This is a genomic window from Aeromonas sp. 9A, assembly GCF_963900955.1.
Lineage (GTDB): Bacteria > Pseudomonadota > Gammaproteobacteria > Enterobacterales > Aeromonadaceae > Aeromonas > Aeromonas salmonicida.
The window spans coordinates 1,633,802-1,647,318 of sequence record NZ_CAWRFG010000001.1; the positions used below are offsets into that span (position 1 = coordinate 1,633,802).

At 59.0% G+C, this 13,517-nt stretch carries 8 protein-coding genes and 1 pseudogene; 2 read left to right on the plus strand and 7 right to left on the minus strand.

Annotated elements, in window-relative coordinates; all coding sequences use genetic code 11:
• The first annotated feature begins 129 nt into the window (after window positions 1-129).
• Entirely contained in the window at window positions 130-831 is a 702-nt protein-coding gene (deoD, locus tag AACX78_RS07870; protein ID WP_098968851.1) for a purine-nucleoside phosphorylase, read from the plus strand.
• A 54-nt stretch (window positions 832-885) separates the two neighbouring features.
• On the plus strand, window positions 886-2,049 hold the full coding sequence (gene tsgA, locus AACX78_RS07875; RefSeq protein WP_159165857.1) for an MFS transporter TsgA: 1,164 nt from the start codon (window positions 886-888) through the stop codon (window positions 2,047-2,049).
• Between the two features lie 70 nt (window positions 2,050-2,119).
• Here tsgA and AACX78_RS07880 read toward each other — a convergent pair whose 3' ends face one another.
• From AACX78_RS07880 to AACX78_RS07915, 7 genes and pseudogenes are all read right to left on the minus strand, one after another.
• Window positions 2,120-2,797: a Crp/Fnr family transcriptional regulator gene (locus AACX78_RS07880; RefSeq protein WP_159165858.1), complete on the minus strand. Its 678-nt coding sequence runs from the start codon at window positions 2,795-2,797 to the stop codon at window positions 2,120-2,122.
• A gap of 103 nt (window positions 2,798-2,900) precedes the next feature.
• Entirely contained in the window at window positions 2,901-3,833 is a 933-nt protein-coding gene (locus tag AACX78_RS07885; protein ID WP_159167482.1) for a diguanylate cyclase, read from the minus strand.
• A pseudogene (locus tag AACX78_RS07895) lies at window positions 3,830-8,735 on the minus strand (PAS domain S-box protein). The gene AACX78_RS07885 and the pseudogene AACX78_RS07895 overlap by 4 nt, the downstream one beginning before the upstream one ends.
• A gap of 236 nt (window positions 8,736-8,971) precedes the next feature.
• Window positions 8,972-9,739: a DODA-type extradiol aromatic ring-opening family dioxygenase gene (locus tag AACX78_RS07900; protein WP_159165859.1), complete on the minus strand. Its 768-nt coding sequence runs from the start codon at window positions 9,737-9,739 to the stop codon at window positions 8,972-8,974.
• A gap of 340 nt (window positions 9,740-10,079) precedes the next feature.
• A complete protein-coding gene (locus tag AACX78_RS07905) occupies window positions 10,080-10,550 on the minus strand; it encodes an FKBP-type peptidyl-prolyl cis-trans isomerase (protein WP_021138077.1) in 471 nt (156 codons plus the stop codon).
• Between the two features lie 139 nt (window positions 10,551-10,689).
• On the minus strand, window positions 10,690-11,844 hold the full coding sequence (locus tag AACX78_RS07910) for a Na/Pi symporter (RefSeq protein ID WP_159165860.1): 1,155 nt from the start codon (window positions 11,842-11,844) through the stop codon (window positions 10,690-10,692).
• Between the two features lie 189 nt (window positions 11,845-12,033).
• Window positions 12,034-13,383 (minus strand): APC family permease, encoded by a 1,350-nt coding sequence (locus AACX78_RS07915; RefSeq protein ID WP_059112892.1) that lies wholly within the window; start codon window positions 13,381-13,383, stop codon window positions 12,034-12,036.
• Window positions 13,384-13,517: the final 134 nt, after the last annotated feature.

Here is a 13,517-nt window from a genome sequence, read left to right on the forward strand (position 1 = left end):
GAGAACAAGTTGCCGGAACTGGGATCTCGATCGGGGCAACAGGACTTTTGTCCTGCAAGGGAAGGCGAGGCGGGGGCTAGGATGGCCACATCAAAACAAAAAAACGAGTCAAACTGGAGCACAACAACAATGACCGCTCATATCAATGCCAACCCGGGCGATTTCGCCGAGACCGTCATCATGCCGGGGGATCCGCTGCGGGCCCGCTATATCGCCGAGACCTTTCTGACCGATGCGCGCGAGGTGACCAATGTGCGCAACATGCTGGGCTACACCGGCTACTACAACGGCCAGCGCATCTCTGTGATGGGCCACGGCATGGGGATCCCCTCCATGGTGCTCTACGCCCACGAGCTGGTGAATGACTTCGGGGTCAAGCGCATCATCCGCATCGGCAGCCTGGGAGCGACTCAGCGCCACGTGCAGATGCGCGACGTCATTCTGGCGCAGGCGGCGGGCACCGATTCCCCCACCAATGCCAAACGCAGCGCCGGTTACCAGATGGCGACTTCGGCCGACTTCGCCCTGCTGCACAAGGCGTTTACCCTGGCGCAGGAGAAGGCCATTCCGGTCAAGGTGGGCAATATCTTCACTGGTGACCTCTATTACGATCCGGACGAAAACCTCATTCCGGCGCTGGAGAAGTTCGGCGTGCTCGGCATCGACATGGAGGTGGCCGGTCTCTACGGGCTGGCCCATCAGCAGGGGATCGAGGCGCTCGCCATCCTGACCGTCTCCGACCACTGCCTGACCGGTGAAGAGACTACTGCCGAGGAGCGGCAGCTCTCCTTCAACCAGATGATCGAGCTGGCGCTGCATACCGCGCTGTAAGCGCTGCCGCTCAGCCAGTCCTGCCCGCACCCTGACCCCTATGAGAGATCCAATATGAACAATAAGCTCTCCCTCACTGCCATCAGCTTCCTGGCCAACTTTGTGATGGCCGGTTTTGCGACCCAGTTCGGCATGCTGATCGAACCCATCGCCGCCAAGTTTGGCGCCGACGTCAATCAGGTGGCCTCCATCTTCTCCCTGCTCAACGGCGGGGCGTTGGCGGGCACCATTGCCGCCTTCTTCCTCATCGAGAAGGTGGGCCTCAAGCGGATGACGTTGCTCTGCTACGGCCTGATCGCGCTGGCAGCGGCGTCGCTCCATCTGACTGGTTCCCTCTATATGGTGATGGCGGCCATGACTGTGATTGGCCTGTGTGGCGGGGTGGGGCTCTGCATTGCGGGCACCCTGGTGGTGAGCGTCTGGAAGGAGCGGATGCAGAGCACCATGCTGGTGGTGCAGGATGCCACCTTCAACGTGGCCGGGGTGGTCTTTCCGCTTATCACTACCTACACCCTCACTCACTCCATGGCGTGGAGCTGGAGCTATCTGGCGGTGGGAGTGGTGGCGCTGGCCACCATGCTGGTGGCTGTGCTGACGAACTTCAGGGCCTGCGAGGCGGGCGGCGAGAGCGCCGGTAACGAGCACTCGGAATGGAACCTTGGCATCATCAGCGGCGGGCTGGGGCTCTTTCTCGGCATGCTGGCGCTTTACACCTTCCTCACCTGGGCGCCCATGTTCGTGAAGAACAAGTTCGGCATCCCCTTCGAGGAGGCGGGCAACATCATTACCCAGTACTGGACGGCGGCCCTGCTCGGCGCCCTGGTCTCGACCGCCATCGTGACCCGTATTCCGATCCGCACCTTCCTCTTGGTGATCATCACCCTGGCGATGGGGATGACGACCTTGATCGTTACCACCGACAACCTGAGCCAGCTGCCTTACCTCACCTATGGTTACGGCTTTGTCTGCGCCGCGCTCTACAACGCCTTTATTGCCTACGGAGTGTCGTTTGTGCGCCAGGCATCGAGCAAGAACGTCTCCTACATCCTCATCAGCGGCAGCGCCGGGGCCATGTTCAGCCCGGCCATCAGCGCCCTGCTGGAGCAGGTGATCGGCTTGCAGGCGGTGATGTACGCCATCCCGCTGATCTACGGCCTGATCCTTGCCATGCTGGTGGCCTCGCTGCGCATCGCCCGGCCCCAGCCTTGTCTGACCTGATGTAGGGATTGAATAGCAAGAGGGGCGGTATCGACCGCCCCTCTTTATTTGTTTGCGTTGAGCTGGATACTTAAGGCTGTTCCAGAAACCCCTTGAGCCCCGCCAGATCTCGGATCTGCAATCCTTCCTCGCCGCGTGCCACCAATCCCTTGTCCATCAGCTCCTTCACTGCCCGTCGGTAGACGCGGTCAGTGGTGCCGAAACGCTCCGCCTCCTGATACCCCTTGCTGAAACCGCTCACCGGATTGTCATGACAGTGGCTGTGGTAGAGATCGAGAGCGATGTTGTAGCTGATGGGGTAGAGCATGCGGCAGGTGAAGATATCCACTGTGTCCTGATAGTCGATGGCAATGGCCGTGGCAAAGAAGAGCGCCACCTTGGGGTGGGCGACCAGCGCCTGCTCCAGCCGTTCGCCGTCGATGCGAGCCACCTGAAGCGGCTCCTCGGCCATGATGTCGAGCTGGCAGCGATAGCCGGTGAAGAACTCCATCTCGCCAAACAGCTGGTTGTCGCACTCCAGGGTGCCGAGCTGAAAGCGGCGGCCGTTCATGGCGGTGTGGCCCATGGCAATGCGGCCGTTTGGCACCAGCACCAGATCCCGCAACGGCTCCCCCTGGCGCATCAGGGGCTCCCCCTCGGAAATAAGGCGCCGCTCCATGATGCAGGAGCTGACCACCTGTTCGATGAGATCGTGGCCGGCTTGCCAGTGGGGCTGGAAGCGCCCCTTGAGAAGGGGTTTGAGTTGCATGAAGTGCGTGCGCCTGCTGAAAACAAGCGGCTATTACAGCACGTTAGCCAGGCCCGATTCCAGCACTGCCAAACAGACCCGGCCCCTGCTCAACGAGATCAGCCTATTCACTGCTGTTGTCGACGACGACTCTGGCGCGTCCCGCCTCCTTGGCTTGGTAGAGCTGGCGATCTGCGGCCTCAAGCAACTGCTGTGGCGAACTTGCCAGAGTGGGTATGCGGGTGACGACGCCCAGGGAGATGGTGACCACCTTGGCTACGTCCGAGGCGAGGTGCTCGATGGCCAGCTCGCGCACGGCGACGCACATGCTTTCGGCGATATGGACTGCACTGGCCAAGGGGGTGTTGGGCAGTATGCATGCAAGCTCCTCGCCGCCGTAGCGAGCCACCAGGTCGTGTGGCCTGCCCACCCGTTCGGCCAGTACTGATGCGATGGCTTGCAGACATTGATCTCCGGCCTGATGGCCATAGTGGTCGTTGTAGCGTTTGAAATAATCGACATCGAGCATGATGAGGGAGAGTGGCGTGCGGTCACGACAACCCTGGCGCCACTGCAGCGCTAGACCATCATCGAACTGGCGCCGGTTTGGTATGCCGGTGAGGCCGTCCAGCATGGCGAGATTGCGTAGCAAGTCCCCCTGCATTTTCAGGGTCAGGTGGGCCTTGACTCTGGCCCTGACAATGTTGGGGCTGATGGGCTTGCTGATGAAATCAACTGCACCGAGTGCCAGACCATACTCCTCATCGGTCTCTTCCTGCTGGGCCGTGATGAAAATAATGGGAATGCTCTGGGTATCGGGATCCTCCTTGAGTCGCAGGCAGACTTCGTGACCGCTCAGACCTGCCATGATGACATCCAGCAGTATGAGGTCTGGCATCAGGTTGTGACAAAGCGCGATGGCCTGTTCCCCACTGGTTGCCATGAAGACGTCGCACTCCTCGCGAAAGAGTTGGTGCAGTAACCGTATGTTGATCGCCTGATCATCAACAATCAGCAACTTGGGGCGGCGGGTGATGGGCAGGTTCCAGGGCATCAGTGCGGGCTCCGTGGCTGAAGATTCAACAGTGTGTGCCCTAGGGTGAGGGCAGCGGTGAAGTCCAGATTGTCGATCAGGGTGGCGAATTGACTGAATGTGGTGCCCAGATGCGGTGGCGTCTTGCGCCCGAGCGCGTCAGCCAACTCGACAGCCTCCAGATTGCCACTCTCCAGCAAGCTCATGATCTCCTGCATGGCTGCCTGCCACTCGGCGAGTGGCAGGGCATCAGCCTGTGTCTGGAGGGGGCGCAGCAGCGGGGAGGTGAAGGTCCGGTTCAGCCGTTCAGTGCTGAGCCAGGCGGTCTCTTGCAACTGAATGAACCAGCTTTCGTCGTTCAAGATTTGCCTGGCCTGCTGCTCGTCTGCGTGCAGCAGGGTTTGCTCCTGTTCTCTGGCCTGGGCAGCCAGTCTGCTGGCCCCCATGGTACTGGCGCTGCCCTTGATGGCATGCAGTGTGGCGCAAACCTCTTTGACTTGTCCGGTCGTAATGGCCTGGTTCAAGGCGACCAGCTGTTCCGCCAGGTCCGGACCGAACAGGCTCAGGATCCGGTGTAGCAGTTCGATATCGTCATCAAAGCGCTGGCGTATGATGGACTCGGCCTCTAACAGGGCCTCACCCGTATCGGGTGTTTCTACCAAGGTCGGGGCCTGTGTGGCGGTCGCTACCCTGCCGGTTTGTACCAGCAAGGTCGAGACCAGCGGTTCCAGGGCGATGGGTTTACCCACGTGCTCATTCATGCCGGCGGCCAGGCAGAGTTGGCGATCCGTTTCCGATACATTGGCGGTCATGGCGATGATGGGCAGATTGGCAAACTGTGGATGGGCACGGATCTGACGTGTCGCTTCCAGTCCGTCGATATCCGGCATTTGCATATCGATCAGCACGGCGTCAAAAGCAGGGTTTTGCTGCAATACCATGGTCACGCCATCCCGCCCACACTCGGCAAGTTGTACCCGGGCACCCTCGCAGCCAAGCAGCTCGAAGGCAACCTGGCGATTGAGAATATTGTCTTCCACCACCAGCAAGTGAAGGCCGCTCAGCCGCCGGGTATGCTGCATTGGCCCGCTTGGGGTGGTGTCGCGCCCATGGATCGCCTGATAAATGGTGTCTGCCAGCTGTTTTGGCGTCACCGGTTTGGTCAGCAGGCTGGTGAAGGGGGTAACACCTGACTGGTGAGACTCGGTAAGTATCTCGTGGCCATAGGCGGTGATCATGATGATCTTGGGCGCAGGATGTAACGCTGCCTGCTGTTGGATCCGTGCGGCGGCGCTCAGTCCATCCATGTCCGGCATGCGCCAATCCATCAGGACAATGTCAAAGGGATGTCCCTGATCGTGAGCCTCGCTGACCCGCCGTATCGCATCTTCACCGGAGTGAACGCACTCTGCCTGCCACCCCAATAACGACAGAGTGCGTTGCAGCAGCTCTGTTGCCATCTCACTGTCATCGGCAACCAGGATCTTCAACGAGGGGTCCAGACCGTGGCAGGCCTCTTTGATTGACTGGGATTCGGCCTGTGCCAGTGTGATGTCAAACCAGAAGTGACTGCCACGCCCCGGCTCGCTTTCGACCCGCAGCTCCCCCCCCCATCAGGGTGATGAGGCGCTTGCAGATAACCAGCCCCAGCCCGGATCCGCCAAAACGGCGGCTGGTAGAGGTCTCGGCCTGGGTGAAGCTTTCAAAGATGCGTTCCAGCTGGTGGGGGCTGATCCCGATGCCACTGTCGGTCACAGACATGCGCAGGGTCACAGCCTGCTCATGATGGGCCAGCAGCGCTACTTTGATGATCACATGCCCCTTGAGGGTGAACTTGAGGGCATTGCCCGCCAGGTTGGTCAGGACCTGTTGCAACCGCATGCTGTCACCAATGAGGTGATTGGGCAGGCGGGGGTCGATATCAAACATGACGTCGATCTGCTTCTGACTTTGGTTGCCATCCAACACTATGGCCAGATCACGCATCAGGCTTTCGATGTCAAAGGCATGCAAATCGAGCTGCAACTTGCTGGCCTCGATCTTCGAGTAGTCGAGAATGTCGTTAAGTAGGCCCAGCAGGGATTTGGCTGCCGAGTGTGCCTTGACCACATAATCAAGTTGGCGAGAGGTCAGGTCTGTGTATTGGATCAGTTGCAACATACCCAGCACGGCATTGAGCGGAGTGCGTATCTCATGACTCATGTTGGCCAGGAAAGAAGACTTGGTCTGACTGGCCGCATCGGCCTGCTCCTTGGCATAGAGCAGGCGTGACTCCAGCTCGGTCTGGGCCGTAATGTCTCGGTTGAAACCTATGGCGCGAAGGGCCTTGCCTGTGCTGTCTCTCTCCACCTTTGCGCCAGCTTGTATCACACGCTGTTCACCACTGGATAATGTTACCCTGAACACGGGGTCATAAACCCCGGTCCCGGCCACGGCCCGTTGCAGGCTGTCGGTAGTGGCCGCCACATCGTCCGGATGTACCCGGCTCGCCCAGTGCTGATAATCGAGCCCCTCATTTCTGAGTGCCAACGGCAGGTCATAGATCTCGAACATGCGGTCGCTCCAGATCAGGGCGTTGGTCTCAAGATCCCAGGACCAGATCCCCAGTTCGGCCACCTCCGCGGCCATTTGCAACTGATCACGGGTCGACAGGATCTCCTTGCGTTGTGCCAACTGCTGGGTCATGTCGGTGATGATGCAGACGAACATGGTGGAACCCGCGGCTTGCATCATCCCAATTGACATTTGCAGGGGGAACTCGGAACCATCATGCCGCAGACCAATAAACTCCTTGCTCATGATGCTGGCCAGATTGAGCTGAGTGAATGAATGAAAAAATGGGACATCTGTCTCGACGTTATCCGTTGCTTTCAATAAGTCTTCAATCCGCTTGCCCTGGGCTTCTTGTGACTGATAGCCGAAGGTGCTCTGTCCGGCTGGGTTGAGGGACTGAATGATGCCCTCTTGATCTATGGTCATGATGGGGTTGACCGCCGTATCCAGGATGGCTCTAGTGATTTCGAGGCTCTCTGCCAGCTTTTTCTCGGCCGCCTTGCTCTGGGTTATATCCAGCCCTATGCCCAGATAGCCACGGCTTTCGCCCTGTGCATCGCGGATGGCCGTGATCACCAGGGTTACGGGGAAACGTGTGCCATTCTTGCGCACATAGGTCCACTCCCGGCTCTCGGCCCCATCCCGCTCAGGTTTATAGATGAACACCTGGAAGCCGCCGATTTGCTGGCCATACTCACTGCTCAGTTCGGTACCGCGTGCCATCACCTCATCACGAACGTGAAAAATGCCCGGTGTCTGCGTACCGACGACCTCGTCGGCACGGTAGCCAAGGAGTCTTTCTGCCCCTTCATTGAATAGTGTGATAGTGCCCTCAAGGTCGGTCGCTATGATGGAGATGGCAGAGGCTGAACGCAGCACATTGCTCAATAACACATTGATCTTGCTCAGTTCTGCCGTACGCTCCGCGACCTGATTCTCCAGATTGGCATTGAGCACCAGTATTTGCTCCTCTGCCTTCTTCTGCGCCGTGATGTCCCTGATGGTTTCTGAGATACCGACTATCTTGCCCCGGTTGTCATAAATGGGGGAGATGGAGATGGACAGCTCCAGCATGTGTCCGTCTTTGTGCTGACGGCGGGTGTGGAAGCTGGGGATCTTTTGCCCCTGCCTAATGCTTGCCAGTAGGGCTTTCTCGTTGGCGTCATCATCACTGGTACCGAACAGTTCAGCACTGCTGTGCTCTAGGACCTCTTCGGCCGAGTAACCAAACAGATCTTCTGCCCCCTTGTTCCAGCTCACCAAGATGCCATTCAGTGTCTTGGCGATGATGCCATCGCTGGCGCTGGCAACAATGGCTGCCAACTTGGCCTGGTTTTCAATGACCCTGAGGCGCTGTTGCTGACCAATAGCACGCATGCGGAAGACCAGCATGGTCAGCAGGGTGATGATGCCGCCGGTGAACAATATGATTAACGGTGAGGTCTGCTGGAGTCGGGTCAGATAGAGGGGGTGAGCATTGAGGGAAATCAGCCAGAGGCGGCCATAAATGTTCCGCTCGGTGGTGTGTGTCATGACGATATGATGAGGATTGTTGGACTCATGGGTGAGGGCGCTGGTGTAGAAGGGCTTTGCCTGTTGCGTTGCAGTGATATCACTGAGGCTGATGTGAAAGGTGTCGCTTTCCAGATGCAAGGCGCCCAGCACATCCTCTGTCAGTAGAGGGGCGTAACTCCAGCCAAACCCTGCTTTTTCCCGCTCACTGCTGGTGGCGGGTGTGATCACGGTGCGATAGATAGGCATCATGATCAGAAAGGACTGCAGTGGTTTGCCCGTGGCTTGAATCAAGGTAATAGGGGCGGTCAGTCTGACTTCACCACTGCGAATGGCAGAGAGTGCGGCCTCGCGACGTGACGTTTCGGAGGCAATGTCCAGTCCGATTGCCGCCTTATTACGGGATTCCGGCTCTATGTATTGGATGATGAAATGCTCACCGTGATAGGCCGACAGCTGTTGAATGGTGAAACCTGGCCGCCCATCCTTCTGGACGTAGTTGATGAAGTTATCGAGGTCGGCATTGCTGACCCGTCTGATAAACCCGAAGCCGCGAGCGCCGGGAAATTCTTTGTCCACGTCTCGGGTCAGGCTATAGCGAACGAAGTCCTGATGACTGAAGTCATGTTCGCCAGCGGTTAAAATCGCACCACGTACCCCCCTCAGCCCATATTGATAAAGCTCTATCCGGGTCTTTATGGTGTCAGCGATGTCTTCCGTGGTGGCGGCGATGGCCACCTGAGCCTGCTTGTCATTGTTGTATTGGAGGAGAATTGCGCCAAGCAGGGAGAGCAGAAGGCCGAGGCATAAGATCAGGATCGCACTCCTGTTCAAGATAAAAAAGGGGTGGTGATTGCTCACGTGGAAGCCTCCTTGCTTCACTGGAACGCACCAGACATGTGCGCTCGGCCTTGTCAGCCAGAGTAACGTTAACTCATTGGAAGTAAAACTTAATATCCAGCATTTAGAGACAAGGGCGCGGAGAGTGGTGCCCGTGTCTGGTTAGAAGATGGTATCAAATGGGTTTCAACATAGCTTAATACCAATCGCCACCTTCCGCTCAGAGCAGAGGTTGCTGAGAAGCGGCCTGCATCCGGTCATGCAAACCGGTAAGAGCCCATATAGAGGCTGCCGCCATCCCAGCTGTCGTGCAGCTTGTGGGGCTTGTCCTGGCCGGCGGCCCCCAGGGCCACAAACAGCGGGCGCAGGTGATCGTCATGGGGGTGTGCTTCCACCGCTCCCGGGGCGCGCGTTCTGTACTCTTCCAGCGCGGGCCTGTCACCCTCGCTCATGATCTGCTCCAGCCAGTTGACGAAGGCGCTGGCCCAGCCCGGCACCGGTGAGTTGTCCGGCCCGAGGGCCCGCAGGTTGTGGGTAATGGCGCCGGAGGCCAGTATGCCTATCCCCTGTTCGCGCAGGCTTTGCAGCGCTTCCCCCAGTTGCCAGAGCTGGGCCGGGCTGAAACTGGCCGGGATGGAGATCTGCACCAGGGGGATCTCGCTTGCCGGATCCATCAGGGAGAGCGGCGACCAGACGCCGTGATCCAGCTCGCGGCGCACCTGTGTAGCCAGCAAGCCCGCCAGCATCAGCTGATCGCCCACCGCCTCTTGCAACCACAGCGGACTCGTTGCCGGCCAGCGAATATGGTAGAGCGGCTCCGGAAAACCGTAGAAGTCATACATGAGCGCCGGATTGGGCTCGACGTTGATCTGCAGGTCGGTGCGGCTGAACCAGTGTGCCGAGATCACCACCAGTCCCTTGATATCGCCAAGGCGCAATGTTTTCAGGAAGTGGGTGGCCGGTTGGTCGCGCAGAACCAGATCCGGAGCGCCGTGAGAGATAAACCAGACGGGGGCGATAGACATGACAAGACTCCATATAAGCTGTGTCGGTACGCATTGCGTACCCGAAACCGGGGTCAGGGCGTCGGGCCACTGACGATGGGGTCATTATCAGCTCAGGAAGTAAGGTTAACAATCCAGCGATATGTATAAGCACTGTTCACCATTGGTTGATAGTAACTGTGATTGGTGTGACAGGGCTGGGCCGCAGACAAGCAGAAACAACAAGGCCAGCGCAGTGCGCTGGCCTTGGCATAGGAAGCTGTCGAGGGACGGACTTACTGGATGTCCAGCAGCTCAACGTCAAAGATCAGCACGGGCGCTCAGTGGGATCTTGCCAGCGGCGCGATTGGCATAAGCCTGCTTATTGGATACCCAGCAGCTCAACGTCAAAGATCAGCACGGATCCCGGCGGTATTTTGCCAGCGGCACGGTCGCCATAAGCCAGATTGGCGGGGATGTAGAAGCGGGTCTTCTCACCTTCCACCATCAGCTGTACCCCTTCGGTCCAGCCAGCAATCACCTGATTGAGGCCAAATTCGATGGGCTCGCCGCGGGCGACCGAGCTGTCGAAGACGGTGCCGTCCAGCAGCTTGCCCTCGTAGTGTACCTTCACCTTGCTGGTGGCTGTGGGGTGAACCGTGCCTGTGCCCGGGGTCAGCACCTCGTATTGCAGACCGGAGGCCGTGGTGGTCACCAGAGGTTTGTCTTTGTTGCTGGCGAGGAACTCGGCGCCCTTGCGCACATTTTCCACCGCTTGTTTTTTGTTGTTGCTGCTGGAGTAGAAGTAGTAGGCGACACCGGCAATCAGCAACGCGATCAGAATGAATTTCATCAGTTTTTCCTTAAAGGCAATGAAGGCGGCATCTTATCCCAGTCGGGGAGGGAGGGCGAGCCGGGACGCAGGAGGATGTGACGGGGCAGACAGACGACGAGGGGGCCAGGATCCAGCCCCCTCGTCTCATTAGAGCGGGTTACTTAGCCGCCACCATCATGAGGGCGGGCAGGGCGAAGAAGAGCCCGGCCACATAACCCAGTGCCAGCAGTTTGTTCTCGCTGCCGACCCGGGCCAGCCCCTCGGCGGCCTTGATGGGCAATTCCCGCAGGAAGGGCACGCCATAGATGAGCACAACGGCAAACAGGTTGAACAGCACATGCACCAGGGCTATGGTCAGCGCCAGCTTGGCACCGGCACCGCTGATGGCGGTGGCCGCCAGCAGGGCAGTGATGGTCGTACCTATATTCGCCCCCAGGGTGAAGGGATAGAGCTGGCGAGTGCTGAACACGCCGCCACCGGCCAGGGGTATCATCAGGCTGGTGGTGGTGGAGGAGGACTGCACCATGATGGTGACCAGGGTACCGGAGGCGATACCGGTCAGCGGGCCACGACCCAGAGCCTTGTGCAGCAGCTCCTTGGCGCGACCTACCAAGACCTGTTGCAGTACCTTGCCCAGATAGGTAACGCAGGCGAGGATCAGCAGTATGCCGATGACGATGGTGGCAATGGCGGCGCCCTTGCCCGGCAAGAAGGCGACCGCGCTGTCGACAAGGTTGAGCGCAGGGGCAGTGAGGGGCTTCATAAAGTCCACCCCTTTCATCGACAAGTCGGCGGAGCCCACCAGCAGCGTAGCCAGCCACTCGGCGCTCTTTTGCAGCAGGCCGAACATCAGCTCAAGCGGCAGGAAGATAAACACCGCCAGCAGGTTGAAGAAGTCGTGTACGGTCGCGGCGGCAAAGGCGCGGCGAAACTCGGCTCTGTCCCTGATATGACCCAATGAGACTATGGTGTTGGTGATGGTGGTGCCGAGGTTGGCTCCCATTATCATGGGGATGGCCATGCCGATGGGCAGGCCGCCCGCCACCAGACCGACGATCACCGAGGTGACAGTGCTGGAGGATTGCACCAGGGCCGTCGCCAGTATGCCGAGCAGCAGGGCGACAAAGGGATTGTTTGCGAAGGCGAAGATCTGGGCTGCGCCCTCTGCGCCGCCGGAGAAGCCCTTGAAGCCGTGGGAAACGGCGCCAACGGCAACCAGAATGATGTAGACCAGTGCGATAACCGTGACCCAGTTGAACAGCGATCTGAAGTGGGATGCTCGCTGTTGTGGCAAGGATTGCGTCTGTTGCATGTAGCCTCTTGAGGACGGTGATACCGTTCGGGGTTGAAGTAGACCTGCGCATTTAATCAAGGCTCTATGACAGAAATATTACAAAGTGACACTTTTATGATGGTTTGATGACAAGGCTGCACAGAGGGCCGGATAACAAGAAGGGGAGCCATGGCTCCCCTTCTGCTTTTTGCGGTGTGGCGCGATCCCTTATTGGGAGTCGGCTGTCTCTTCGTACTGACGGAAGGGAATGCGGAACACCGCCAGACGCAGGAACAGATAGGTGACCCCGAGACCCGCCCAGATCAGGCCCAGCTCCAGGGAGCTCTGCTCCAGGTTGATCCAGAGCGCACCGATAGTGGCGGCGCCGAGCAGCGGCAGCAGCAGGTAGAGCAGGTGATCCTTGATGCTCTTGTTGCGCTTCTCGCGTACCCAGAACTGGCCTATGACCGACAGGTTGACGAAGGTGAAGGCCACCAGGGCACCGAAGTTCACCAGCGCCAGCGCTGTGTCGAGATCAAACGACACGGCGGAGAGGGCGAGACAGCCCACCATCAGCACGTTGATGGCCGGCGTCCGGTATTTTGGATGGATGTAGCCAAACACCCGCTCCGGGATCATGCGATCGCGCCCCATGACGTAGAGGATGCGCGACACGCCTGCGTGCGCCGCCATGCCGGAGGCCAGTACCGCCACTGTGGTACACACCAGCACCACGCTCTGGAAGAAGGCGCCGCCGACGTAGAGGGCAATCTCGGGCAGCACGGCATCGGGCTCCTTGAAGCGGGCCAGATCCGGGAAGTAGAGCTGCAGGCAATAGGAAACCACCACGAAGATGACACCGCCGATGAGCGCGGTCAGCACGATGGCGCGCGGTATCACCTTGCCAGCGTTCGGGGTCTCTTCTGACAGCGAACTCAGGCCGTCGAAGCCGAGGAAGGAGAAGCAGAGGATGGTCGCACCGGTAAAGAGCGGCACCACGCTGGCGGATTCGAAGTGGAACGGCCGGCTGCTCATCAGGGTCGCTGCGCCCTCACCCTGGTAGATGCCCCAGCCCATCAGACCGATGAAGAGGGTGATGATGGCCAGCTGGATCACCACTATCAGGCCATTGAAGTTGGCTACCAGGTTGATGCCGCGCAGGTTGAGGAAGGTCATCACTGTCACCAGACCGAAGATGAAAATCCAGGGATCAACCCCGGGGAACATGGCGGTCAGGTAGATCTTGGCCAGCAGGATATTGATCATCGGCATGAACATGTAGTCGAGCAGGGAAGACCAGCCCACCATGAAACCGACGTAGGGGTTGAACACCTTCTGGGCATAGGTATAGGCAGAGCCCGCAGAGGGGAACTTGCGCACCAGATGGCCGTAGCTGAACGCGGTCAGCAGTATGCCGCCCAGCGCCAGCAGATAGGCGGTGGCGACCCGACCCTCTGTGATGTCACCGACGATGGCGAAGGTATCGAACACGGCCATGGGGGTCAGATAGGCAAGACCCATCACCACCACTTGCCACATGCTGAGGGTTTTTTTCAGACGAACGGGTTGCTGGCTCATTCAGGCTTCCTCCTTGCACGGGCGGCAGGAAGTGGAATGGCTTGAGGCCATGGGACCGGGTTCTCGCGTACTCACAACATCGGTATGCAAACCACAGACGTTGGTCGCGCGGCGACCAAAGCAGGTTCCGGTGG

Coding starts and splice junctions, on each gene's coding strand:
- deoD (WP_098968851.1), top strand. CDS start 130: ATGACCGCTCATATCAATGCCAACCCGGGCGATTTCGCCGAGACCGTC.
- tsgA (WP_159165857.1), top strand. CDS start 886: ATGAACAATAAGCTCTCCCTCACTGCCATCAGCTTCCTGGCCAACTTT.
- AACX78_RS07880 (WP_159165858.1), bottom strand. CDS start 2,797: ATGCAACTCAAACCCCTTCTCAAGGGGCGCTTCCAGCCCCACTGGCAA.
- AACX78_RS07900 (WP_159165859.1), bottom strand. CDS start 9,739: ATGTCTATCGCCCCCGTCTGGTTTATCTCTCACGGCGCTCCGGATCTG.
- AACX78_RS07905 (WP_021138077.1), bottom strand. CDS start 10,550: ATGAAATTCATTCTGATCGCGTTGCTGATTGCCGGTGTCGCCTACTAC.
- AACX78_RS07910 (WP_159165860.1), bottom strand. CDS start 11,844: ATGCAACAGACGCAATCCTTGCCACAACAGCGAGCATCCCACTTCAGA.
- AACX78_RS07915 (WP_059112892.1), bottom strand. CDS start 13,383: ATGAGCCAGCAACCCGTTCGTCTGAAAAAAACCCTCAGCATGTGGCAA.